Origin of the sequence: Geminocystis sp. CENA526 (assembly GCF_050753365.1) — a bacterium.
GTDB lineage: Bacteria > Cyanobacteriota > Cyanobacteriia > Cyanobacteriales > Cyanobacteriaceae > Geminocystis.
The window spans coordinates 24,052-48,969 of the sequence record NZ_JBLZFY010000006.1 but is presented as its reverse complement, the minus strand read 5'-3'; the positions used below and the strand labels follow the sequence as shown (position 1 = coordinate 48,969).

General features: G+C 36.6%; 18 protein-coding genes and 2 pseudogenes. 13 read left to right on the top strand and 7 right to left on the bottom strand.

Annotated elements, in window-relative coordinates:
- Positions 1–18: 18 nt before the first annotated feature.
- Positions 19–990 (bottom strand): sulfate ABC transporter substrate-binding protein, encoded by a 972-nt coding sequence (locus tag ACN4EE_RS03395; protein WP_431705023.1) that lies wholly within the window; start codon positions 988–990, stop codon positions 19–21.
- A 253-nt stretch (positions 991–1,243) separates the two neighbouring features.
- On the opposite strand from ACN4EE_RS03395, the gene ACN4EE_RS03390 reads away from it, so the two are divergent.
- From ACN4EE_RS03390 to ACN4EE_RS03370, 5 genes are all read left to right on the top strand, one after another.
- Positions 1,244–1,606: a response regulator transcription factor gene (locus ACN4EE_RS03390; RefSeq protein ID WP_431705022.1), complete on the top strand. Its 363-nt coding sequence runs from the start codon at positions 1,244–1,246 to the stop codon at positions 1,604–1,606.
- A gap of 29 nt (positions 1,607–1,635) precedes the next feature.
- Positions 1,636–2,178 carry a chemotaxis protein CheW gene (locus tag ACN4EE_RS03385; protein ID WP_431704988.1) on the top strand — a complete coding sequence of 181 codons (543 nt, stop codon included), beginning with the start codon at positions 1,636–1,638 and terminating at the stop codon, positions 2,176–2,178.
- Between the two features lie 155 nt (positions 2,179–2,333).
- Positions 2,334–4,703 carry a methyl-accepting chemotaxis protein gene (locus tag ACN4EE_RS03380; RefSeq protein ID WP_431704987.1) on the top strand — a complete coding sequence of 790 codons (2,370 nt, stop codon included), beginning with the start codon at positions 2,334–2,336 and terminating at the stop codon, positions 4,701–4,703.
- 155 nt (positions 4,704–4,858) lie between these two features.
- Entirely contained in the window at positions 4,859–7,690 is a 2,832-nt protein-coding gene (locus ACN4EE_RS03375; protein WP_431704986.1) for a response regulator, read from the top strand.
- A 210-nt stretch (positions 7,691–7,900) separates the two neighbouring features.
- Entirely contained in the window at positions 7,901–9,094 is a 1,194-nt protein-coding gene (locus ACN4EE_RS03370) for a response regulator (protein WP_431704985.1), read from the top strand.
- Between the two features lie 78 nt (positions 9,095–9,172).
- Here the strand turns inward: ACN4EE_RS03370 and ACN4EE_RS03365 are convergent, their stop codons facing one another.
- Positions 9,173–9,940, bottom strand: a complete 768-nt coding sequence (locus ACN4EE_RS03365) for a class II glutamine amidotransferase (protein WP_431704984.1) — start codon at positions 9,938–9,940, stop codon at positions 9,173–9,175.
- A 263-nt stretch (positions 9,941–10,203) separates the two neighbouring features.
- Between ACN4EE_RS03365 and ACN4EE_RS03360 the strand changes: the two genes are divergently transcribed.
- Positions 10,204–11,184 carry a sulfurtransferase gene (locus ACN4EE_RS03360; RefSeq protein WP_431704983.1) on the top strand — a complete coding sequence of 327 codons (981 nt, stop codon included), beginning with the start codon at positions 10,204–10,206 and terminating at the stop codon, positions 11,182–11,184.
- A gap of 408 nt (positions 11,185–11,592) precedes the next feature.
- On the opposite strand, the pseudogene ACN4EE_RS03355 reads toward ACN4EE_RS03360, so the two are convergent.
- The 5 genes and pseudogenes from ACN4EE_RS03355 to ACN4EE_RS03335 all read right to left on the bottom strand — a co-directional run.
- Positions 11,593–12,273, bottom strand: a pseudogene (locus ACN4EE_RS03355) (MBL fold metallo-hydrolase); the annotation flags it as partial.
- Positions 12,274–13,236: 963 nt separating this feature from the next.
- Positions 13,237–13,737 (bottom strand): annotated as a pseudogene (locus ACN4EE_RS03350) (FAD/NAD(P)-binding protein); the annotation flags it as partial.
- 381 nt (positions 13,738–14,118) lie between these two features.
- Positions 14,119–15,576 (bottom strand): FAD/NAD(P)-binding protein, encoded by a 1,458-nt coding sequence (locus ACN4EE_RS03345; RefSeq protein WP_431704982.1) that lies wholly within the window; start codon positions 15,574–15,576, stop codon positions 14,119–14,121.
- 14 nt (positions 15,577–15,590) lie between these two features.
- Entirely contained in the window at positions 15,591–15,986 is a 396-nt protein-coding gene (locus tag ACN4EE_RS03340) for a rhodanese-like domain-containing protein (protein ID WP_431704981.1), read from the bottom strand.
- Positions 15,987–16,070: 84 nt separating this feature from the next.
- Positions 16,071–16,772, bottom strand: coding sequence for an MgtC/SapB family protein (locus ACN4EE_RS03335; protein WP_431704980.1), 702 nt, complete (start codon positions 16,770–16,772; stop codon positions 16,071–16,073).
- A 363-nt stretch (positions 16,773–17,135) separates the two neighbouring features.
- Here ACN4EE_RS03335 and cysK point away from each other — a divergent pair, with 363 nt between their 5' ends.
- The 7 genes from cysK (at position 17,136) to ACN4EE_RS03300 (ending at position 24,901) form a co-directional block, all read left to right on the top strand.
- Positions 17,136–18,113 carry a cysteine synthase A gene (gene cysK / locus ACN4EE_RS03330; protein ID WP_431704979.1) on the top strand — a complete coding sequence of 326 codons (978 nt, stop codon included), beginning with the start codon at positions 17,136–17,138 and terminating at the stop codon, positions 18,111–18,113.
- Positions 18,110–19,066 (top strand): serine O-acetyltransferase EpsC, encoded by a 957-nt coding sequence (gene epsC / locus ACN4EE_RS03325; RefSeq protein WP_431704978.1) that lies wholly within the window; start codon positions 18,110–18,112, stop codon positions 19,064–19,066. The genes cysK and epsC overlap by 4 nt, the downstream gene beginning before the upstream one ends.
- A 116-nt stretch (positions 19,067–19,182) precedes the next feature.
- Positions 19,183–20,118 (top strand): family 2A encapsulin nanocompartment shell protein, encoded by a 936-nt coding sequence (locus tag ACN4EE_RS03320; RefSeq protein ID WP_431704977.1) that lies wholly within the window; start codon positions 19,183–19,185, stop codon positions 20,116–20,118.
- A gap of 156 nt (positions 20,119–20,274) precedes the next feature.
- Complete coding sequence (locus ACN4EE_RS03315; RefSeq protein WP_431704976.1) at positions 20,275–21,903, top strand: family 2A encapsulin nanocompartment cargo protein cysteine desulfurase; 1,629 nt, start codon at positions 20,275–20,277, stop codon at positions 21,901–21,903.
- Between the two features lie 118 nt (positions 21,904–22,021).
- On the top strand, positions 22,022–22,555 hold the full coding sequence (locus ACN4EE_RS03310; protein ID WP_431704975.1) for an OsmC family protein: 534 nt from the start codon (positions 22,022–22,024) through the stop codon (positions 22,553–22,555).
- A gap of 99 nt (positions 22,556–22,654) precedes the next feature.
- Positions 22,655–23,791, top strand: coding sequence for an acyl-CoA dehydrogenase family protein (locus ACN4EE_RS03305; protein WP_431704974.1), 1,137 nt, complete (start codon positions 22,655–22,657; stop codon positions 23,789–23,791).
- Between the two features lie 294 nt (positions 23,792–24,085).
- Complete coding sequence (locus ACN4EE_RS03300) at positions 24,086–24,901, top strand: ABC transporter ATP-binding protein (protein ID WP_431704973.1); 816 nt, start codon at positions 24,086–24,088, stop codon at positions 24,899–24,901.
- Positions 24,902–24,918 lie beyond the last annotated feature (17 nt).

The following is a 24,918-nucleotide window of genomic DNA, read 5'->3' as shown; positions in this document are numbered from 1 at the left end:
ATAAATTAGAATACAAGTCTATCCTTTAGCGGTAATTTGATCAAAAACTGCTTTATCGGCAAAAAATTTAGTTTGAATGTTGCCCCAACCACCAAAATCTTTAATGGTGACTAATTTTTTTACTGCTGGATATTGTGAAGAAAATTCCTTGACGACTTGGGCATTAACGGGGCGAAAACCAACTTTGGCAAATTCTCGTTGAGCCTCAGGAGTAAAGACAAATTGAACAAAGGCTTCCGCTATTTTTCTTGTCCCGTGTTTGTCAACGTTTTTATCGACTAATGCTACAGGATTATCGATCGACATATTATAATCAGTGGGTATATAATAGGGAACTTTTGATCCTTTTTGCTTCGCTAAAATCGCTTCGTTTTCATAGTTTAATAAAACGTTACCTCTACCCCGTTTATAGAAAACGTCACTAGCTTCTCTAGCATCCTTCGGTAGTTGAGGTACAGGAATATTACTATAAATTTTTTGCACAAAAGTTCGTGCTTGAGCTTCTGTGCCTCCATTGAGAGCTACCGAGCCCCATAAACCTAAGAAATTCCATTGTGCACCTCCTGAAGTTTTAGGATTAGCAGTAATTACTTTCACATTATCATTGGCTAAATCTGACCATTTGGTGGGTTTAACACCTTTGTCACGGGTAATAAAAGTAATAACTGATCTAGTGACGATGGCATCATTAGGTGCTCTTTTTTCCCAGCCCGGTTTAATTAATCCCGCATTTTCTAATTTTTTGGTATCTCCTGCTAAGGCTAAAGCGGTAATATCTGCTTCTAAGCCATTAATAATAGCTTTAGTTTGACTTCCTGAACCTGCATAACTTTGACGAAAAACGATGGTTTCTCCTGTTTTCTTTTTCCAATCAGCGATGAATTTAGGAATAATTTTTGAATAAGCACTTTGAGTTACGGCATAAGAGACAAAGGTAATGGTTTTGGCTTGTTGCGCTTGAACGGAAAAGGAAAATAAAAGCGCCACCATTAATCCTGCTAATCCTAAACCAATGAAGCGGATATATTTAGAAAGCATCACTTTTTACTATTTATTGATTTTCCTTCTAATTATAAATAAATCAAAAAAAGTTTTCAATACATTTATAAAATTTTTCAAATGTAATTTATAAGATTTTTTTTAATAACATTGACTAAATAAAGATTTTAGTGATTACTATTTTTACTAATGTTAAACAAAATAAGCTACAATGTATCTTAATTAAATTTAAAATGAATTGTATATCATGCAGATTTTAGTTGTGGATGACCTCAAATCAGAATTAGACCTCATAACTGAGTATTTAAGCTCTAATGGTTATTCTGTCATTACTGCTGTTAATGGTAAGGAAGCACTAACAAAAATTACCGAAAGTAAACCTGATGCCATTATTACCGATTGGATGATGCCAGAAATGGGAGGGTTGGATTTGTGTCGTCAATTAAGAAGAAACCCTGAAACTGCTGATATTCCAGTGATTGCCTGTACGGCTAAAGATCAAGATGTCGATCGACTTTGGGCGAGAAAACAAGGAGTGAAGGCTTATTTAGTCAAACCTTGCTCCAAAGAAGAATTAATTAGTGCTGTTCGATCGATTCATGAATAAATTGTTTTATGGTTTTAGGAAGTAATAATATGTCTAGCGTTTCAACTCTTTCTCGACTACAAGAACTGTTACCTCAATTATTTCAAACACCCGTCATTAAGGGCGATCGTTATCTTCGTTTTGGAATCAATAAATTATCTGCCCTTATTCCCATGACGAATATTCAAGAATCATTATTAATACAAAGGAGTCGAATTACTCCAATTCCCCAAATGCCTACGGCGGTTATGGGTTTAGCAAATTCAAGAAATGCCGTATTTTGTATTTTTGACTTAGGGCAATTAATGGGTTTAGCCCCTTTATCATCATATTTAAGACAATATCACGTCATCGTTTTAAAAGAATCCACCTCAGATTTATTAATTGGTATTGCAGTACATCAAATACAAGGAGTGACAAGGGTTATTTCGGAGGAAATTTTTACTGATGAAAATATCTATGATTTATTACCACAAAAAGAGCTTCCGATGTCGTTAAAAACTTATTTTAAAGGAAGTTTTCAAGATGATGAAGAACAATTATTAATTTTAGATTTACCAACTTTATTTGCCGACATCAAACAATCTAAATAATGGAGAATTGAGAATGGAGAATTGAGAATTGAAAATTGAAAATGTCATTGCGAGTGATAAAGAAGTAATCCCCTCACTCCTAAAACTTAATGAACTATTCACTATCAATTATGAATTATTAACTATCAATTATCAACTATTTACTATTAATTATCATGACAATATTTAATCAAACATCTGATAATTTAATTCAAAATCAAAGTTTATCTCATTCTTTGATGAAGAAAAAAATTATTAGGGATTTATTCTCTGATTTAAAACAAAAATTTTCCCCTGATAATCCTTCTTTATCCTCTCGTTGCACTTTACGCACTCAGCTATTAATTACTGTTTTACCTACCGTTATTGTACCATTGGCCATCGCCAGTAGTGTTGCCATTAATTTTACTCAACGCCAAGCAAAAGAGAGGTTAGAAGTTGATACCATTCAAACCCTAAGATTAGGTGCGGAAGCTACTCGTCAATCTATGGAAGATATTTTTCGGGTGACTGATATATTAGAAATTAATCCAGATGTGACAAGTGCCTTAAAAACTGCTTCAGAAGACAGTAAAGCGAATAAAGTACCCCAACAATATCCCCTCGTTAATCAATATTTAACATTTTTAGAACAAAGAGAACTCTTAAACAACATTATCTTAATTGAAGAAAAAGGTAACGGTATCGCCTACAGTAATAATCCTACAGACATTGTCGAAAATACTTCTGGGTGGTGGGAGGAGGTTTCTTTTGAAAATAGGAGAGTGATTCAGCCTGAATTTGATGAGGTTTCTGGTACAGCGTTTGTAACTTTAATTCGATCGATCAAAGACCCTGTTTCTACCAGTTTCTTAGGTATTACTAAAGTTACTAAATCCATCGAAGACTTAAACGAGCGTATTTTTGACTCTTTGAAGGTAAAAATTTCTGAATCTCAAGAAGTGCAAGTAATTAGTGCTAGTGCTGGGGAGGCTTTAAGTACTTTTACCGTCAATGAGGCTACGGCTTTAGGAGATGTGAGGGGGGGAGAGCCTTTAATTGAAGCTATAAGGTTGTTTCAAAGTTCCGTCACCGATGCTCCAGAAGAACCTGAAGTGGTTATTGCCAAGTTACAGGGGAAAAATGGCATTTCTAACGTCAACATCACTAATACTGTTACCGATGAGTTAATTTTGTCTTTAGAATTGGGCGATCGAATTTATAATATTCTCAATGTACCAGAAAGTGATCTGGTAGTAGTAGCTTCCGTTGCTAAAGCTGAAATCGCTAAAGCAGGGCAGGAATTAGCTCTTAACTTGATTATAATTGCCGTTGCCCTAGCTGCGATCGCCACTGTGGTTGTGGTATTATTAGCCCGTCAATTATCAAATCCTTTAACTAATTTAACCAACAAAGCGAAACAAGTAGCCGAAGGTGATTTAAGCATACAGGTAGAATTACAAGGCACGTTAGAAACCTATACTTTAGGAGATAATTTTAATAACCTTGTCAAACAAGTCAATAACTTAATTCAAGAACAAACTATTGTAGCACAAGATCGACAAAAACAGAAAGAGGCGTTACAAGGAGCAATTTTAACTCTCTTAGAAGAAGTGCAAGACGCATTAGACGGAGATTTGACGGTAAAAGCTAGTTTAGATTCTATGGAAATGAGTACCGTTGCTGACTTAATTAACGCTATTATCGATAACTTACGGCACATTGCCATTGAGGTAAAAAAATCCACTACCCAAGTAACCTCGTCTTTAACTACTAATGAGGAATCTATCCAAGAATTAACTCAACAGGCAATTAAAGAAGCCGAAGCAACCAATATTACCCTTGAATCGGTGCAGGAAATGTCGAAATCCATCGAGATTGTTACTCAAAATGCTAACCAAGCGGCAACTTTAGCCGATGATGCGTTTAAGGAAACTCAAGAAGGAACAAAAGTTATGGATGATACCGTTAATAGTATTGTCAGCTTAAGAACTACTGTGGGAGAAACGGCTAAAAAAATGAAGCGTTTAGGGGAATCCTCCCAGAAAATTTCTCAAGTGGTGTCATTAATCGAAGAAATCGCTCTGAAAACCAATCTTTTGGCTATTAATGCCAGTGTAGAGGCAAGTAGAGCAGGAGAACAAGGACAAGGTTTTACGGTTGTAGCAGAACAAGTTGGAGCATTAGCGGAACAATCCGCAACGGCGACAAAGGAAATTGCCAAAATTGTGGCAAATATTCAGTTAGAGACTCAGGAAGTAACCCAAGCGATGGAAGTTGGTACATCTCAAGTAGTTGATAGTACTCGTTTAGTGGAGGCGACTAAAAAACGCCTCGAAAATGTGTTGGCTCGATCGAAGTCTATTAACGAACTAATGTATTCTATTTCTCAGGCAACCGTAACCCAAACCGATACTTCTACTCTTGTAACGGAGTTAATGCAACAAATCGCTAGTTATTCGGAAGAAAGACTGAAATCCTCTCAACAGGTATCAGCCTCAATGCGTAATACAGCACAAGTAGCTCAAAAGTTACAGTCTGCTGTTGAGCAATTCAAGGTGGAGTAATAGGTAGGTTGGGTTAAACGAAAGTGAAACCCAACACCACAAATCAATTAATTTCATCGTTAAAAGTTTTTCACACATTAAATCTGATCATTAGTAATTTTATACTTAATTTTTTGGGTTTCGTACCTCAACCCAACCTACATGGAGTTAATATTATGGATAGAGAAACGCAAATTAAGTTCAATTTTCTGGATGAAGCTCATAGTTATTTAGATCAACTTGAGGATGTCTTTTTAAAAATACACGATCGAGCCACGGATGTCTATAGTCTTGACTTGGCTTTGCGATCGGCACATTCCTTGAAAGGGGGTGCTGGAATGATGGGGTTTACGGATTTAAGTAATACCGCTCATCGTTTCGAGGATTTTCTCAAAATTCTACGGCTTCGTTTTGACTCTATTACTATCACCGATGATTTACAAACCCTCTTTTTGCAAGGAGTTGATAATTTACGTCATATTGTGCATTTCCACCAGAATCGAGGAGATTTTAATAATACAACCTTAGAAATACAAAATATCGCCGTATTTGACGGTTTAAAACAATTTTTAGGGGATTTACAAGAAAAGGACGAAAATGACCTTTTTGCCCTCAATCAAGGTTCTGGTAGTGAATTAGAGCTATTTCAAGAAGAAGTCGATCGACTATTAGATGAGTTTGCCCAACAAATCCCCCATCTGTCAGGAAATGAGTTACAACAAGGTTTAATTCTCCTTACGGAAGAATTGATGGTGTTTAGTCAAATGGCAGATATTGCACCTTTTACCGAATTATCTCAGGCAATACAACAACAGGCGATGATTACAGATATTGATAATTTGTCGAATCTTGCCGAAGAAGCTGTTAATATTTGGAAACGATCGCACTCTCTCGCCCTTCGTGGTAGTTTAGAGAAAATACCCACAACCTTTGATTTTATTCCTTTTACCCTTGATACAGAAATTAATTTTGGAGAAACTGAGGGTTTAGATATTGATTTAGTTGCCTTAGAAGGGGAATTAAATAACCTTGATGAAGAATTTTTAGCACAAGAATTACAGTCTTTTCCATTGGAAGAAATTACCATTACGAAGACAAAAGAGGTTAAAACTTCTCCTCCAGTCATCAGTGAAACAGTGCAAATGGTGAGGATTCCTGCGAAACAGTTAACCCAGTTTAACACCCTGTTTGGTAAGTTGATTCTTGAGCGTAATATTATCAATTCCCAATTGGAGGAGTTGAAAAATTTTGCTTCTTTAATGTATGAAAGAATGATGAAACTGGAAGAATCTCAAGAGCAGTTGAAAAAGTGGTACGATCGAGCTTCTATTGAAGGCTTAATCAATACACCTCAAACAACATTAGTCACCACTACTAATAATAATGGCTCATCTTCCCAATTAAACAGCGATTTTGACATCTTAGAAATGGATCGTTATACCGATTTACACCTTGTAACTCAAGAGCAAATTGAAACCATTGTGCAACTCAAGGAAGTTAGTACCGATATTCAGCTAGGGTTAGTAGATATGCAAGGTTCGATCAGTGAATTAAATCAAACTACCAGTGCATTGCAGAAAAATGTGACTCGCACTCAAATGACACCCTTTGCCGATGTCGTCAAACAATTTCCCCGCATGATGAGGGATTTGTCAATACAATTTCAGAAAAAAGTAAAACTACAAATCAAAGGAGAAGGTACTCTCATCGATCGATCGGTGTTAGACAAACTTAATTCACCCCTCAATCACTTATTACGCAATGCTTTTGATCATGGGATCGAGCCTAGCGACATTCGTATTGCGAACTGGAAACCTCCCGAAGGTAAAATCATTATTTCTGCAGTTAATCGAGCTAATCAAACTATAATTACGATTGAAGATGATGGAGGCGGTATCCCCTTAAAGCAAATTAAAAACCGTCTTTTAAGTAAAGGTATTCCACCGCAAATTGTTGAGGAAATGTCTGAAGCCCAAATTTTGGACTATATTTTTGAGCCTGGTTTTAGTACAAAAGAACAAGTTACCGAACTTTCAGGGCGTGGCGTTGGTATGGATGTAGTCCGCACTAACCTAAAAGAAATTCGGGGGGATATTCAAGTTAAAACCCAAGAAGGCAAGGGTACAACCTTTACGATTAATATTCCTTTTTCTCTCTCAGTATTAAAGGTAATGTTACTAGAAAGAAGTGGATTTGTGTTTGCTATTCCCCTTAACAGTATTCGGGAGTTAAAAGCCTTTCTCCCTCAAGAAATTACCACTGATGAAACTACAGAATATATCCATTGGAATAGTCAAAAAATCCCCTTAATTAAAATAGAAGACTACCTAATTTTTAACCGTGCCTATAAAGCCAATCCCCTTAAAGGTAATCCTCTGCTCGATCGTACTACTGTTTTAGTGGTGGGTGAAAGCAGTACATTAAGCAGTGTTTACATTGATAAAGTTTGGGGTGAGCAAGAAGTTACGGTATATCCCATTCAAACTCCAATTGATTTACCTAGTGGCTTTAATAGCTCCATTATATTAGGGGATGGTCGAGTTATTCCCCTAGTTGATCCAGTGGATATGATACAAGGATGTTTTAGTAATAATTTTGAGAGTAAAAATATCTCTAAACATACCATTTATCAAGAAGAAATTAAGCGAATTTTGATAGTGGATGACTCTATTAACGTGCGGAACTATTTAGCCTTAACCCTTGAAAAAGCTGGGTATCAAGTAGAAGAAGCTAAAGACGGCAGGGAAGGGGTGGATAAATTATTCAATGGTTTATCGGTGAAAGCTGTAATTTCCGATGTGGAGATGCCTCGTTTAGATGGTTATGGTTTATTAGAGGAAGTGAAAAGTAAAAAAGAATTTAAAGATTTACCAATTATTATGTTAACTTCTCGCAGTAATGAAAAGCATCGAAAAATCGCTTTAAAATTAGGAGCAATTGATTACTTTTCTAAACCTTTTAATGAACAAGAATTATTAAATAAATTAAAACTATTAACTAATAAATAATTATGATAAAAATAAGATTTTTAATTAAACAGAATAAGCAGTCTTCTCGATGTAAAACTATTATTTTTATTTAATAATTTTGGTGTGAGAAATAAAATTTATTTATCGTTAGTTTAGTCAATAAAATCCTTCTTGGTGGGCAATGCCCACCCTCCTAACTGTACAATATCCACCCTAATAACTACTATTAAAATTGAGGAAATATCAATTATGAATACCACTTTAAAACCCGTTAATTTATTTGAAGATATTAACATATCTGCTACTACTGGTCAAATTGAAATTAATAAGAATGATATTTTATGGCAACTCTCTTTATTAGATGGAAAACTCGAATTTGCTACTCATTCTTTACAATCAGGAAACACTTTAAAATATTATTTACACAGTATTGGAAATGTCAATGTCTCAAAATTTACGTTTTTAGAACATAATAAAACTGATATTAAACATCAAATTTCTTTGCTAGAAAGAGGGGGTTTTATTAATAGTAAACAAAGAGAACTTTTAAAAAGAAAAATTACCGAAGATGCGATCGAATCCTTATATTGGCTTACTAAACATCAAAATGAAGCAATATTAAATCATGAAATAAAACCCTTAAAATTACTAGAAAATGAGAGGGTTAATAATGCAGATTTATTAGAAGTTAAACCTTTGATTAAAAATATTCATCATCGTTGGGAATTATGGCAAAAATTAAGCCCAACTATCACTTCTCCCCATCAGAGACCAACTTGTAATAATCCTAGTTTATTAGATAAATATACCAATTCTGGCTCTCTTTCCGTTAAAGTACTAAAACAATTAGTCCGTTTAATGAATGGTTTAAGTATCAGAGAATTAGCAGTTTTTATCAAACAAGATGAACTAAAATTAGCTCAATTATTATCCACTTATATTCAACATAAAGTTTTACATTTACACCCCCCAAAAGCTCCCCTAGATTTACTGCCCCAAATTCCCCTATATATTCCTCAAAAATTATCAGTTGATTCTGAAAAAATTGATTCAATTGAACCGCCAAAAACTAAAGAAAGTCAGAAAAAATATTCGATCGTTTGTATTGATGATAGCCCAGCAATGTTAGAAATAATTAGCGCTTATTTAGACGAAAATAAATATAATTTAAGTACTATTTCAGATCCGATGAAATCTTTATCTTATCTATTTAAAAGTAATCCTGATTTAATTATTATGGATATTTCTATGCCCGGTATTAATGGTAATAGATTATGCAAAATTCTCAAAAGTAGTCCTGTTTTTAAATCAATTCCTATTATTTTAATTAGTGGGGAAAAAAATATTAGTAACGATATTTTAACTACTACTGGAGCGAGGGATTTTTTACCAAAACCCTTTGAAAAAGAAACCTTAATTAATTTAATTCATAAATATTGTTAAAGAAAATTTAAAGATATTTATAATAGTTAAATGGTGGGTATTACCCACCCTACTTATCTTTGCGTCATGAGTGAGAGTTTATAGCAATAGTTTACCGTCTTGAAAAACCAGCAATTCACCCTCTTTAATCGGTGTCCATATTTCGTTATCTGTTAATGGTAAAGTAGCTATAATCGCCACTCGATCGTCATTAGTCGTTAAAGCCCGAAAGTCAACAGTAACATCTTCATCGATTAAGTGGGCGGGAGCGAAGGGTGCTTGACGAATGATATAGTGTAATTTAGTCGAACAATGGGCAAAAAGATATTCTCCATTGGAGAGTAAATAATTGAAAATGCCGTATTTAGATAGACTATCCGTCACATTTTGGAGAATAGGATAAAGTTGCTCTAAAGTGGGCTTACCATCAGGAAAATGTTGGCGGAGGCTTTCGAGTAAGAAACAAAAGGCTTTTTCACTGTCCGTTGTGCCGACAGGTTGATATAATCCTGTTAGTGTAGGCTCAAAGTTATCTAAGTTGCCGTTATGGGCGAAAACCCAGTAATTTCCCCATAATTCACGCTGAAAGGGATGACAATTTTCTAAGCCGATTTTGCCGTGAGTGGCTTTACGAATATGGGCGATAACGTTTTTTGATTTAATGGGGTATTGTTTGACTAATTGAGCAACAGGAGATTCGATCGAAGGGTTATCATCTAAGAAGATACGACAGCCCAAATCTTCAAAAAAAGCGATACCCCAACCATCACGATGTTCATCTGTTTTACCACCTCTAGCACAGAAACCTTCAAAAGAAAAACAAATATCCGTTGGCACGTTGCAATTCATGCCTAAAAGTTGACACATGGGAAAATTAGGGTAAATAATAACATTTTGCTTATTCTATAACAGATTCTTTGATCAAACTTAGTCTTATCAAGTTTCAATGAGTATTTATTCTTCCATTGCCACATTTTTTCTCTCTCCTTTAAAAATGTTAAAGCAAATAAGGTTTTTTTGATTATAAACTAACTTAAATATTTTCTTAAATGTTTTTCATTGCAATTAAAAATAAATTAGATTATAATGAAAAATGTCAATATTAATCAGAACCAAAGACAATTATAATCATGCAAACATTTTGGAATATATCTCAAAAGTGGTTTTCCCCTAAACTTTTTCGTCATTTCGTCATTTTTTTTGGAGTATTGTTTACTATTTTTTGGTTATCTTTCTCCCCGATGATGGCGAATCCTTCCTCTACCATTCAATTTGTTTCTCCTAGTTGGATAGAACAAAATAGTAATAATCCTAAGCTGAAAATTTTAGATGTGCGCATCAATCCTTTAGAATACATAGACGGTCATTTACCGAAGGCTGTCAACATTGCCGATAATAACTTTCGTGGACCTAATGGTTTTTTACCTGTACAATATTGGGAAGAACAAAAAATTGCTCAATTATTTGGTAAAGCAGGAATCAGCAATGACGATACTGTAGTAGTTTATTCCGATGGTAATAATGTTTTAGGTGCGACAATGGTTGCTTATTTATTAGAACGATCGGGTGCTAAAAATATTGCGGTATTAGACGGGGGATACAAGGGCTATAAAGATGCTCAAAAAGACGTTACCAAAGAATTTCCTCGCTATGAACAAGGTAAATTTAGCTTAAAAGATAACCCTTCTATTCGGATTAATTTAAAAGAATTAGAACCTCTTATCGGTAAGAAAGATGTCGTAATCATTGATCCTCGTCCGGCGGATCTTTTTGAAGGTAAAACCAATCTTTGGGTTAGAAATGGACATATTCCAGGGGCGAAAAATATACCTTGGCCTACTTTTACCGAAGCCAATAATTCCAATGAAGCCTTGAAAAATCCTCATCAATTAAAATCTTTGGAGGAAATTAAGCAGATATTAGCTAGTCGTAACATTAAGCCTAGTGATACTATCATCGTTTCTTGCAGTACGGGGAGAGAAGCTACTCTACAATATGTTGTCTTAAAACACTTGCTAGGTTATCCGAACGTAAGAATTTATGAGGGTTCATGGACAGAATATAGCACAACGGATCTTCCAGTAGAAACTGGGCCTGAAAAAAGTGTTTAAATGAGGGGAGGTGTTAGGTTTTAGGTGTTAGATTGTTAAATAATCAAAAATCAAGATTTTGAAACTTTGTATAATTTTAATGAGTATTTTTAATAACCGAAATTAATAGAATTATTACTAATTATCATCAAAATTAATAATATATAGCAGTCAGTTATGAGTTGTGAGAATTATCTTATCATAGAAGGCAACAGGCAAGATTAGTCGTATCTTCGATATTTTTTTCTAATCATTTATTTCTCATAAATAATTCGTGATTGCTATCATTCGACCTTCGACCTTAAATTATATGTACATGGCAAAATAATCGTTATAAATTTCGGTATTTTTATCTACAGTTTCCGCTATTTTTTCTTTTTCTTCCTGTGCCAAATTAATGTTATTAATAATGCTATCTTGAGAAATAAAGTCCCCACAATATTCGTTGGCAGGTACAGCAGAATCCATCTTTTTGGGATAGCTTAAATTGAGGTTACTCATAATGGTAATAAATTCTTCACGGGTTCGATCGACAAAACGAGGATTAAGGCGTTTTTCTTCCCCAATAGTGGAAACGGTACGACCTTTGTAATCGTGGGCAGGATAAACTAAGGTTTCGTCGGGAAGGGTGAATAATTTTTCTGTCACAACATCATATAATGTACCTGCGTCACCCCCTTGAAAGTCTGTTCTACCACAACCTCGAATAAATAAGGCATCTCCCGTTAAAAGGTGGGTTTTGTTGACTAAATAAGCAATGTGACTAGCTGTATGTCCGGGAGTGGTGATAGTTTTGATGGAGACTGAACCTAGTTGTAATGTTTCGCCACCACTTAAAGAGCGATCGGCTTTGGTAACGGAAGGGTTATAGGGTACAATAACTTTGCATCCCTTAATTTGTCGCAGTTTTCCTGCCCCCGTGATATGATCAGCGTGAAGATGGGTTTCTAAACAGTAAACCAATTTTAACCCTAATTCGTCTAATACTTCTAAATCTCGATCGACTTGTTCTAATACCGAATCCACTAACACAGCTTCTTTAGTGACATTGTCAGCGATAAGATAAGTATAACTGCTGGTTTCAGGATCAAAAAATTGACGGAATAAGAGAGTATTTGCCTTAACCTCATTGCTTTGGGTAAAAACGGGAGTAGATTGACTGGGTAATGGGCGCACTTGTAAGGGAAGATCTGCTAAGATTTTCTCAGCTAAAGATTGGGCTTGATGTCTCAATTCTGGCACGGCGATAGTTTCCCATAAATCCCCTTTACGAGGTGTACCAATTAGGTAGAGAAACGAAGAAATTTCGCCATTAGCAGAGATAATTTGACCATTAGCATTACTATCGAGTCCTAATCCTAAAATATTTGCCCTAATTAATCCTTGTGCTTGTAAATCCTTAATTAAGGGATGGTTAGAGTTACGATAATCCGCAGGAATGCCTGTACAATTAATCACTCGATCGACTAAAATAACTTTATCTTGATTTTGACGGCGAGGGCGAATCGTTACCGCTATTTTATCTCCTTGATGCTCATAACCTTTGATTCTTCCTGCGTTGATACTTAATTGTGCATTGTTTAACTTTTCTGAGATAATCTCTGCAATACTAGGGGCAATGCGATGACGGTGAATATCCCAATAGGGGGTAACATGACGTAAAAACCGTTTTTGCTCAATTTTTGATAATTTTTGCCATATTTTCTGAGTTATAGGGCGTAAGGAATCGATGATCGATCGCCAATTATAGCCTTCTTGCTGTGCTTTTTCAATCTCTTGACGAATACGTCTTACTAATTTTCTGGTGGTATTTGGGGCATTTTCCACCGTCAAAAAAGAGGGATAAGCCTTAGCTTTCTCATGACTTTGGGGATATAATCCTCGACGAGAAAGGGCGTAAAGTTTGCCTTGATGGTTTCTTTCACGAAGTGCCACAACTATATCTACCATAGTTAAACCAGTGCCTACTAATAATATATCTGCATGGGTATCGAGATTCTCTAAGGCTGAATTTAACCAAGCATTGTAAGAATAAGTTGTGTGAGAGGGGAGAGAGGGAGAATTACCAATGGCTAAAATTACTTTATCGGCTGTAAAACATCTACCGCTACGCAAGGATATTAAACCACCCTTTTCTGTTTTTTCTACTCCCACTACTTCATCCTTTAAGGTTTCCAAACGAATATCATGGGGGCTAGTGGCTTGGGCTTCTGCTAAAATTGATTGAATGTATAAACCGTAAACTTTACGAGGGATAAAACTACTAGGATTGATCGAACTTGGTAGAATACTTTTTAATTGATCCTGATTATAGTTAAGCCATCGTAAAAAATGCCCTGCATCTTGAGGAAAAGCGCTCATATTTCCTGCGGAAACATTTAATAAATGACCTTTTTCTTGAGTGCCGTAAGCGATACCTTTACCAATTTCTTGATTTCGCTCAATAAGTTTAATAATCAGAGGTTGAGTCGCATTTTTCAAGAGGTGTACTGCTATTAATGAACCACTAAAACCACCGCCAACAATAGCAATAGTGATGGGATTTGAAATGTCAAAAAAACCGTTATTAAACATAAATTACACCCCTGAGAAAAATTGTTTTCATCTTAGAATAGATTATTGAATTGAGTAATTATTTTTCCTTGAAATTATTTTTTATGATGAGTAAAGGAGATTTGATAAAAATAATTGATGACTGTTTTTTGTCAAACTTACTAAAATTAAGCAGACTGATAAATAGGCGAACAAAACTTAATTTATTACCCTTATACATTAGTCAATTATTATTAATTGAATTTTTCTGAGTCTCTTAGCCTTTGAGTATCCGAGTTTAAGTCATTGAGTCTTTTAGCCTTTAAGTATTCGAGTTTTTTTTATCTCCGATTCTTCTAGCCTTTTCGTCTTTATGTTTTAAAATCTCCGATTCTTTTAGCCTTCTAGCCTTCGATTTTATCTCTAGGCAATTTTAGGCAATACATTTCGTAAAGATGGAGTCGTTACTAACTCTATTTTTTGCACTTCTAAATCTGCTAAAATATTTTCTGCTAAGGTTTGAGCTTGTTTTCTTAATTCTGGTACAGCCGTTGTTTCCCATAAATCACCCCGGCATGGAGTGCCGATCGTATATAATAATCCTGAAATTTTACCATTACCATTGAGGATTCTTCCTTTGCCATCGGTATCGATGCCTAAACCTAAACTATTGAGGCGAATTAATCCTTGTACTTGTAGGTTGGTAATCAGAGGATGAGATATACTACGATAATCGTTGGCAATACCCTGACAATGAATCACTCGATCGACTAAAATAACGGTATTTTGCTTTTGATAACGTGGACGAATTATGACTTTTGTTTTATCTTCTTGAACTTGATAACTTTTAATTCTTCCAGCATTGATAGTCAATTGTCCTGATTTTAATTTAGCGTGGATAATCTCACCCACATTGGGGGCAATGCGATGACGGTGAATATCCCAATAGGGGGTAAGATGACGTAAAAACCGTTTTTGCTCAGTTTTCGGTAATTTTTGCCATAATTGTTGAGTTATAGGGCGCAATGAATCAATGATCGATCTCCAATTGTAACCTAAAGCGTGACCTTTTCTCACCTCATGACGAATTAGTTTAAATAATTTTAAGATATTTAAAGGAGCATTCTCTACCGTCAAAAAAAGCGGATAAGGAGTGGTTTTTTTATGACTTTGGGGGGATAATCCCCGACGAGAAAGAGCATATATTTTTCCTTGATGATTGCGACTATGTAAAGATGTAACTATATCTACCATCGTTAAACCCGTACCCACTAATAATATATCTGCATTAGAATCAATATTGTCTAACGCTGAACTTGACCACGCATTATAAGAGTAATTATTGTGACTTTGCGAAGGATTAGAGGGAGAATTACCAATGGCTAAAATAACTTTATCCGCTGGAAAATGTTGGTTATTATCAAGAGAAATCAAAACCCCTTGGTTAGTCTTTTCGATCGAAATAGCTTCATGATTTAACTTTTCTAAATAAACATGATTAGTGCAACTATTTTGTGCTTCCGTGAGAACTGATTGAATATATAAACCGTACACCTGACGGGGGATAAAAGTGCGATGGGATATTCGGGAAGGAAGTAAAGACTGGAGGGTGGTAGAGTTAGACTCTAGCCAACGTAATAAATGATCTGCATCATCAGGAAAAGCACTCATCTTACCTGCTGGAACATTGAGTAAATCAGTATTTTCCTTCGTGGAGTAAGCAATACCTTTACCAAATTCACCATTGCGATCGATCAATTTAATCTTTAAAGGTTGAGTAGCATTTCTGAGTAAATGAGTAGCAATTAATGAACCACTAAAACCACCACCAATAATAGCAACTGTGGGGATATTAGAAATAGAAACAACGTTATTAATCATAAGTTTTAATTGATTTAATGTGAGGTATTTGGACTGAAATCTTTATTGATGACGGCTTTTCCTTCGGTTTTCCATGCTGTAATTCCTCCAGCTAAAGATACAGCATTTTCATAACCCAATTTATTTAAAGTATCGGTGGCTAAGGCACTACGATTTCCACTTTGGCAATAAGATACGATCGTCGCTGATTTATCTGTAATAATGTGGTTAATTTTCTCCTCTATTTCGATGTAGGGAAGATTGATTGCTGTGGCTAAATGTCCTGTTTCATACTCCGAGTCTTCTCTCACATCTAAAATTACAATTTTACGATCGAGATTTTCGATAATGTTTACAACATCATCGGGGGAAACCTGTTGAATCCTTGTTTTTATTTCTGCGATTCTTTGCGTTAAATCGGGATGTGCCATTTTCCTTATTCTGTTTTAATTTTAATTGTATTGAAAAACATTTTAAGTTAATTTGATAATTTTTGCCACCCCACAGCTATCAAATTAACCAAATTCTTCTTCTAATACTCGCCAACTCACGGAAATAACGCCTTTTTGCAAACTTAATCTACTGGCAATTTGTTCTAAAAGTTGATCATCCCTAGTTTGAGTCATCATTTCTGCTTCTACTTCCACCTTATCCGTTGTATCTCTAAAATCTTCACTGTGTAACGAGCGAAGGGTTATATTACTAGAGTTTAAAGATTGTAATAATAATGCTCTGACGTGAATTTCCTGTTTTCGTTGACAGACTAAAGAAAATTGATAAGCCAACTGTCTTTCTGTACCTTGTAAGGATTGTTGATTAATACGATGGGCAATAGGGCGTAAAACCGTATTGGAAAGTAAAACTGCGATCGCACCCATAAAAGCCTGATAGATGAACCCACCACCAGCTAAAGAGCCAATCGCCGCCGAACACCAAATCGTAGCCGCCGTATTCAACCCCCTAACGGTGATACCTTCTCTTAAAATAACACCCCCTGCTAAAAATCCAATTCCTGAAACCACTTGAGCCGCTATACGAGTCGGACTAGCATCATTAGGAGTTAATACAGATAATAATACAAATAAGGCAGAGCCTGTAGAAACTAAAGTACTGGTGCGTAAACCTGCCATTCTTTGTCGCCATTGACGTTCAAACCCCAATACTGAACCTAACAAAAACGCTACAGTGATTCTGAGGGCAAAATCTGTCCAACTCATTATTACTTATCCTCTCTTTAGCAAAAGTTGCTCAGTATTTTTTTCTTAATGACTTTTGTCACAACATAAAGGTTAAGAAAAGGTTAACATTTTATCTTAGAATAGGATCAGTATTCATGTCAATATGTTTTTGACATAGATATAAATTCCGATAAAGATTGTTTTAAGACGTATTTGGTAAAAGAGTAAGTAGTAATAGACCTCTTGCAAAATTAAAATCATTTTTTTTCACTGTTGCTTGTTGCTTACCCTCATCAAAATACTTTTTTAAACCCTAATTTAATTGTAAAATTATTTTAATATATTTGCTTTTGCAATGAGAATGTTTTAAAATTTAATTAAATATCGCAAGGAGTAACTTTGATGGCTAATTGGTATAAAGATAATAGTCTTTCCATTGGGAAAACTCCTCTGGTACGTTTAAATCGTTTAGCCGGGGATAGTAATGCGACTATATTGGCGAAAATTGAAGGGCGTAACCCCGCTTACTCGGTGAAATGCCGTCTTGGTTCGGCTTTAATTTGGGATGCCGAGGAACGAGGTTTACTAGGGGAGGGGAAGGAAATTGTTGAACCCACTAGCGGAAATACGGGTATCGCTTTAGCTTTTGTTGCAGCATCGAAGGGGATTCCCGTTACCTTAACCATGCCCGAAACCATGAGTTTAGAAAGACGCAAACTTTTACGAGCTTATGGTGCTAATTTGGTACTGACAGAAGGTTCTAAAGGGATGATTGGGGCGATCGCCAAAGCAGAAGAAATCGTGGCTTCCAACCCTGATAAATACGTTTTACTGCAACAATTCTGTAATCCTGCCAATCCTCGTATTCATGAAACCACTACAGGTCCTGAAATTTGGGACGATACGGAAGGCTCGATCGACGTTTTAGTATCGGGAGTCGGCACTGGTGGCACAATTACGGGAGTTTCTCGGTATATCAAAAAAACTAAAGGTAAAGCAATACAAAGTATCGCCGTTGAGCCAGAAAATAGCCCCGTGATTACTCAAACTATCACAGGAGAAACCGTCAAATCTGGTCCTCATAAAATCCAAGGTATCGGTGCTGGGTTTGTGCCAAAAGTACTCGACTTATCATTAGTTGATACCGTAGAGAGAGTAACTAACGAAGAAGCTATTTTATACGCCCAAAAACTAGCCAAAGAAGAAGGTATTTTATCAGGAATTTCTAGTGGTGCAGCGGCGGCAGTTGCCGTGAGACTAGCCCAAAAACCAGAATATCAAGGGAAAACCATAGTCGTTATTTTACCTGACTCTGGTGAGCGTTATCTCAGTTCTGTATTATTTGAGGGAGTCTTTAATGAACAAGGGTTAGCAGCATGACAATCGATGATAATGTCACAAAAATTAGCCCTCAAGTCATAGAGAATACTTCCGACAGGGGAAATTTAGATGAGATTATCGATTTGTTATCTCAACCCCTTTCTCCTCAATTTCTCAAAAAAAATCCTGTACCCTTGCCTTCAAGGGATGCTCTATTTCGCATTGTTGATCAAATTCGAGCGGTTTTGTTTCCTTTTCATTTAGGCAATCCCGAATTAGGACAAAATTCCCTCCGTTATTTCATCGGACATAATCTTAGTGAAGCCCTTGATTTACTGCAAAATCAGATCGAACGAGAGCGTTGGTTATTAGGTAATGAATTACACTTAGATTCCAATTTAATTAAAAGCCAAGCCCAAGAAACGATTAAAGGTTTTATCGCCCAGTTACCCCAAATCAAATCTCTATTAGAAAGTGATGTCATCGCCGCTTATCATGGTGATCCTGCCGCTAAGAACCTTGATGAAATACTATTCTGCTATCCGGGGGTAACAGCCATTAGTTATCATCGCATCGCCCATGCCCTTTTTCTGCTTAATTCCCCTTTATTAGCCCGAATTATCGCTGAAATTGGTCATTCTCTTACGGGCATTGACATTCATCCGGGGGCTTCCATTGGTAACAGTTTCTTCATTGATCATGGTACGGGAGTAGTAATTGGTGAAACTACTATTATCGGCGATCGAGTTCGCATCTATCAAGCTGTAACTTTAGGGGCAAAAAGTTTCCCTAGAGACAATACAGGCAGTGTAATCAAAGGAAATGCTCGTCATCCTATCATCGAAGATGATGTCGTAATTTATTCAGGGGCAACCATTTTAGGCAGAATCACCGTTGGTAAAGGGGCAACCATTGGCGGTAACGTTTGGTTAACTCGCAGTGTGCCACCTGGTAGTTTTGTTAGCCAAGCCAAAGTTAGACAAGAAATTTTCGATGAAGGGGCTGGAATTTGAATTGTGCCTATTGCCAATTTTTTTGTGAAGGTGTTGGGGTGTTGGGGTGTTAGAGAGATTTTTTCTAATCATGAAAATAAAAACGGTAAACACAAATCAATAAGGACTATTTATTCATGACAGTTAATGAAAATTTGAATATACAACAATTATCTTTAGGGGATGTTGCCGCTAGACAGTTAGCAAATGCGACAAAAACCCCTCCTCAACTAGCGAGTATTACTCCCCGTTGGTTTCTTCGTTTATTACATTGGACTTCTGTAGAGGCTGGTATTTACCGCTTAAACAAGGTAAAAGATGCTTCTCATGTTAAGGTTGTAGCTTCGGAACGAGATGAGCGTGAATTACCCGAAACATTTGTAGATTATGAAGATCATCCGAGGGAGTATTTTTTAAGTGCGGTGAATACGGTTTTAGATATTCATACTCGTATTTCTGACCTTTACAATAGTCCTCAAGATCAAATTCATGAGCAATTAAGAGTAACTATTGAAATTTTAAAGGAACGTCAAGAGAGCGAGTTAATCAATAACCATGAATACGGATTACTCCATAATATCGTCTCTAGTCAACGGATTCAACCTCGTAATAATGCTCCTACTCCTGATGATTTGGATGAATTATTGGTGAAGGTATGGAAAGAACCAGCCTTCTTTTTAGCTCATCCTCGTGCGATCGCAGCTTTTGGGAGAGAAGCCACCCGTCGGGGAGTGCCACCTGCTACGGTTTCTTTATTTGGATCTCAATTCATCACATGGCGTGGTGTACCCCTTATTCCTTCGGATAAATTAGCGGTGAGTGAAGAAGGGAAAAGCAATATAGTATTATTGCGTGTGGGAGAAAATCGTCAAGGGGTAATAGGTTTATATCAACCTAATTTACCCGGACAACAAGGTTTAGGCTTATCCGTCAGATTTATGGGTATCAGTCGGAAGGCGATCGCATCTTACTTAATTTCCTTGTATTCATCCCTCGCCATTTTAACGGATGATGCTGTAGCCGTCTTAGAAAATGTCGATGTCAACCATTATCACACCTATAACTATAGCTAAAAAGTAGGGTGGGCAATGCCCACCAACATCATCAGTAAACAGAAGTATTGTAGGGGTTGAACAATGTTCAACCCACCTCAACCGAGAAATAAAATTGATAAATTGTTGGGTTTCGTTATCTCAATCCAACCTACTTATATAAATAAAATTAAATATATGACAAAATCAGAAATTAATACAGTTAAATCGATCGAAGTGCCAGAGTTACAGCAAAATGGACATAACCCCTTTTTTCACCCCGAAATATTGGAAAACTTAGCCACTGCATTATTCCAACAAATTAATCAAGATAATTCTCCAACCATCCCAGAAGATACCGTGAATATTTTAATTCCCGATGTCAACACCAATAGCATTACGAATAAATATTGTTCATCCCCAGAAGATTTATCCCCTATTTCCTTACCCTCAGAAATTACCCCGTCAGGGATTCCTACTCCCGACAAATTCATTCCCCAATATTATTTTTTAGAAACTTTAACCTATCCTTCCGATGGAAATTTACCCCTTGAGAATAATACTTCCTTTTATGTACCTCATTTAGTAGATCAAGGCAAGATAGAAGGCTTTGACGTGGAAACCATCCGCCATGACTTTCCTATCCTAAAAGAAACGGTAAACGGTAAACCCTTAATTTGGTTTGATAATGCCGCTACCACTCATAAACCCCAAGTAGTGATCGATCGACTTGCTTACTTTTATAGCCACGAAAACTCTAATATCCACCGTGCCGCTCACGAATTAGCCTCCAGAGCTACGGATGCTTACGAGGAAGCTAGAGCTACAGTAGCAAACTTTATCAATGCTTCTTCTGTGAATGAAATTATCTTTGTTAGAGGCACAACGGAAGGAATTAACCTCGTGGCAAAAACTTGGGGTGTACAAAACCTTAAGTCGGGAGATGAAATTATTTTAAGCCATTTAGAACACCACGCTAATATTGTACCTTGGCAACAGTTAGCCTCTCAAACGGGAGCAAAATTAAGGGTAATTCCTGTGGATGACAGTGGGCAAATTATTTTGTCGGAGTATCAACAATTACTCAATTCTCGCACCAAATTAGTGGCTTTCTCCCATGTTTCCAATGCTTTAGGTACGATTACCCCCGCCCGTGAAATCATCGATTTAGCCCATCGTTTCGGGGCTAAAGTCTTATTAGATTCTGCTCAATCTGTGCCTCATATTCCCCTTGATGTACAAAGTTTAGATGTGGATTGGTTGGTGTTTTCTGGGCATAAAATCTTCGCTCCCACGGGCATCGGTGTTGTTTATGGTAAGGAAGATTTACTCAATGCTTCTCCTCCTTGGCAGGGAGGCGGTAATATGATTGTGGATGTAACTTTCGATCGAACCATTTATCGTAATACTCCCACTCGTTTTGAAGCAGGTACAGGAAACATTGCCGATGCGGTAGGATTAGCTACGGCGTTAAAATATGTGCAACGCATAGGCTTACAGAATATTGCCCGTTATGAACATGAATTACTGGAATATGCTACCGAAGGGCTTAAAACCATCAATGGTTTACATTTTATCGGTACGGCAACGGAAAAAGCCTCCGTTATCTCCTTTATTTTAGACGGAATTAATCCCACAACTATCGGCGAAGCCTTGAATAAAGAAGGTATAGCGGTTCGTGCCGGGCATCATTGCGCCCAACCTATTTTAAGACGTTTTGGCTTAGAAGCAACGGTGCGCCCTTCTTTTGCTTTTTATAATACCAAAGAGGAAATTGATGTATTAGTAAATGCACTCGATCGAATCCGCCATCAAGCATTAAGTTAATTTCCTTATTTTGTTGGGTTTCCTTTTTTCAACCCAACCTACCAATCAATCCTTGTTTCTTTTTTAAATGTTTTAGGATATAATTAAAAAACAATTTAATTATATTTTTTGAAAAATTATGTCCCAAACATCACATCAAGAAGATATTATTACCCCTATTAGTAAAGAAGGATTGCAACAGTTAGCCAATAAAGCTCGGAATAATCCTAGTGCGATCGCCACTGTAAAAACGAAAACAGTTTTAGAGCGAAAATTCCGTAATTTGAACTATGTGAGAGATTTACCGGCCCATGTCATTGATGAACCTCTCACCTTACTAGGAGAAGACACTGCTCCTAATCCTTCGGAAGCGGTGTTAGCTGCTTTAGGTTCATGCTTATCTGTGGGTATTCACGCCAACGCTATCACCAGGGGCATTAATTTAAGGAAATTGGAATTGAATTTGGAAGGAGATATTAATATTACTGGAGTCTGGGGAATTGGGGATTTATCCGAAAAAAGATTAGGTTTTACAGATATTCGGGTGAAGGTAAACGTTGAAGGAGATGCCACCAGAGAGGAGTTAGAAGATTTAATTAGTCATTCTAATAATTGGTCTCCTGTGGCTAATACGTTAAGATTCCCCGTGAATATTGATGTGGCTTTAGCCTAATTTATTTATTTTGTTATTATCTCCATAAAAAAATTCCCCTAATTTACCTTTAATAACAGGTATTGAGGGGAGGTTTAAAATTCAACATAAATTCATTCTATGCAATCTACCTTAGAATATCCAGTCGAAAATCATCACCAAAACCTTTCTTTCTTGGATGGGGTGAAAAGTACCATCAAACTTAATCTATCTCCTAAAGTTAGTAAAATCGATCGAGAGGGTTACTATCCCCGTGATTTTATGCACACATTAGGGGAAGTGGGTGGTTTTCAACAGACAATTACCCCCGTCTTTGGTGGTAGTGGGAGAGGATTTAGAAATGCTTTACAGGTGATTGAAACAGTCTCCGAAACCTGTTTGTGTACAGGTTTTATTACTTGGTGTCATATTGCCTGTGTTTGGTACATTCAAAATAGTGAAAATACCTATCTCAAGAAAAATATTTTACCTCAAATTGCTATGGGTAAAGTCTTGGCAGGTACGGGATTATCTAACCCCATGAAGCATTTTGCAGATATTGAAAAAATCGCCTTAATCGCTAAACCTTGTGAGGGAGGATACATCATTGATGGTTTATTACCTTGGGTGTCTAATTTGGGCAAAGGTCATTATTTTGCTGTAGTAGCACAAATTATTAATAGTAATGACTATTTAATGGCGATCGTATCTGATGATTTCAAAGGATTAAACCTCAAATCCACCGCCCATTTTATCGCCCTCGAAGGCAGTCAAACTTTTAGTTGTCAATTTCGAGAGGTATTTGTGCCAGATGAATATATCCTTGCTTCACCTTGTGATGAATATATCAAAAATATTAAAGCAGGATTTATTTTAGCTCAAGTAGGCATGGGTTTAGGGGTGACACAAGCCAGTGTTAATGCCATGAAAAAATTTAACCTTCGATATGCCCATATTAACGGTTTTCTCGATGATACCTTAGAAGCGATTGAGGAAGATTTAGAAGGATTACGGTTAAAAAGTTACACCCTTGCCGACAAATTAAATAACCGAGAGACTCCTGATGATACTTCCTTTTTTCAAGAAGTTGTCAAATGTCGTATTCAAGCCTCAGAATTGGCATTGCGATCGTCTCAATCCGCTATTTTATATGCTGGTGCAAGGGGTTACTTACAAGGTAGTGATTTAGATAGACGTTTACGAGAATCTTACTTTGTGGCGATCGTCACTCCTGCGTTAAAGCATCTGAAAAAGATTTTACATGATTTAGGCTCGTAGTGAGGTCTTTAGCCCTTATTTGCGGAGATGCCTAATAACTCATCCTGTGATTTTCCCTAACTCACTTTAGTAGAGTTGAGCTATTAGCAAAAAAATTTATTTCTTTGCGGGATATGGCTTTTCATCAATAACTCGCCTAGCAGTCTGACAAAGTTAACATCACTCGCTTTGCAATAAATTGACAAAGCTAATAGCTAAAGTCTGCTAAAGCGACTTTTAAAAATCCTCTCGAATTTAAAAATCCCCTGCTTAATAAGGAGGGGTTGAATCTCTAACCCAAGATGATTATTAATCATGAACATTCAAACGGATTTTTTTCCATCTTCTACGATTCAAAACCAGAATAATATTGTACTTGCAGTTCGGGATTTAAGTAAACAGTATCATAGTCGTAATGGCTCAATGACGGTGTTTACGGACATCAATTTGCAGGTGAGACAACGGGAAATTATTTGTTTATTAGGGGCGAGTGGTTGCGGTAAATCGTCTCTATTAAATACGATCGCAGGACTACAAAAAGCCGATGAGGGGGCAATTTATCTTAATGGGGAAAAAATCCATAACCCTCATCCCCATATCGGTTTAATGTTTCAACAAGCCTCTTTATTACCTTGGTTAACCGTCAGGCAAAATGTTGAGTTAGGCTTAAAACTGAAAAATATGTCTTCTCTCACTGCTTCGCAGATTCAGCAACGAGTTAATCATGCCCTGTCTGAAGTGGGTTTAGATCATTGTCATCGCACCTATCCCCATCATCTTTCGGGAGGTATGGCTCAAAGGGTTGCGATCGCCCGTACCATTGCCCGTTCTCCCCAACTATTGTTAATGGATGAGCCTTTTAGTGCTTTAGATGCCATTACTCGCTTAGAAATGCAACAACTGTTACTGAATGTTATTGCTGAGGAAAAATGTACGGCAGTAATTGTCACCCATGATATTGATGAGGCTTTACTGCTAGGCGATCGCATTTTCTTAATGAGTCGTCACCCCGGCAGAATTTATCGAGAATGGATTATTAATGCTCCTCAACCAAGAATTAATCATATCCACGATTTAATCGAAGTGCGATCGGAAATTATGGAAACTCTTGCCGAAGTAATGGCTAATTAACGGGCTAAAGCCCTAAC

What these genes read in the sequence shown, in the direction of transcription:
- ACN4EE_RS03335 (WP_431704980.1), bottom strand. Translation starts at nt 16,772, where the DNA reads ATGAGTTGGACAGATTTTGCCCTCAGAATCACTGTAGCGTTTTTGTTA.
- ACN4EE_RS03305 (WP_431704974.1), top strand. Translation starts at nt 22,655, where the DNA reads ATGCAATCTACCTTAGAATATCCAGTCGAAAATCATCACCAAAACCTT.
- epsC (WP_431704978.1), top strand. Translation starts at nt 18,110, where the DNA reads ATGACAATCGATGATAATGTCACAAAAATTAGCCCTCAAGTCATAGAG.
- ACN4EE_RS03375 (WP_431704986.1), top strand. Translation starts at nt 4,859, where the DNA reads ATGGATAGAGAAACGCAAATTAAGTTCAATTTTCTGGATGAAGCTCAT.
- ACN4EE_RS03395 (WP_431705023.1), bottom strand. Translation starts at nt 990, where the DNA reads ATGGTGGCGCTTTTATTTTCCTTTTCCGTTCAAGCGCAACAAGCCAAA.
- ACN4EE_RS03320 (WP_431704977.1), top strand. Translation starts at nt 19,183, where the DNA reads ATGACAGTTAATGAAAATTTGAATATACAACAATTATCTTTAGGGGAT.
- ACN4EE_RS03310 (WP_431704975.1), top strand. Translation starts at nt 22,022, where the DNA reads ATGTCCCAAACATCACATCAAGAAGATATTATTACCCCTATTAGTAAA.
- cysK (WP_431704979.1), top strand. Translation starts at nt 17,136, where the DNA reads ATGGCTAATTGGTATAAAGATAATAGTCTTTCCATTGGGAAAACTCCT.
- ACN4EE_RS03385 (WP_431704988.1), top strand. Translation starts at nt 1,636, where the DNA reads ATGTCTAGCGTTTCAACTCTTTCTCGACTACAAGAACTGTTACCTCAA.
- ACN4EE_RS03370 (WP_431704985.1), top strand. Translation starts at nt 7,901, where the DNA reads ATGAATACCACTTTAAAACCCGTTAATTTATTTGAAGATATTAACATA.
- ACN4EE_RS03365 (WP_431704984.1), bottom strand. Translation starts at nt 9,940, where the DNA reads ATGTGTCAACTTTTAGGCATGAATTGCAACGTGCCAACGGATATTTGT.
- ACN4EE_RS03380 (WP_431704987.1), top strand. Translation starts at nt 2,334, where the DNA reads ATGACAATATTTAATCAAACATCTGATAATTTAATTCAAAATCAAAGT.
- ACN4EE_RS03345 (WP_431704982.1), bottom strand. Translation starts at nt 15,576, where the DNA reads ATGATTAATAACGTTGTTTCTATTTCTAATATCCCCACAGTTGCTATT.
- ACN4EE_RS03340 (WP_431704981.1), bottom strand. Translation starts at nt 15,986, where the DNA reads ATGGCACATCCCGATTTAACGCAAAGAATCGCAGAAATAAAAACAAGG.
- ACN4EE_RS03315 (WP_431704976.1), top strand. Translation starts at nt 20,275, where the DNA reads ATGACAAAATCAGAAATTAATACAGTTAAATCGATCGAAGTGCCAGAG.
- ACN4EE_RS03300 (WP_431704973.1), top strand. Translation starts at nt 24,086, where the DNA reads ATGAACATTCAAACGGATTTTTTTCCATCTTCTACGATTCAAAACCAG.
- ACN4EE_RS03360 (WP_431704983.1), top strand. Translation starts at nt 10,204, where the DNA reads ATGCAAACATTTTGGAATATATCTCAAAAGTGGTTTTCCCCTAAACTT.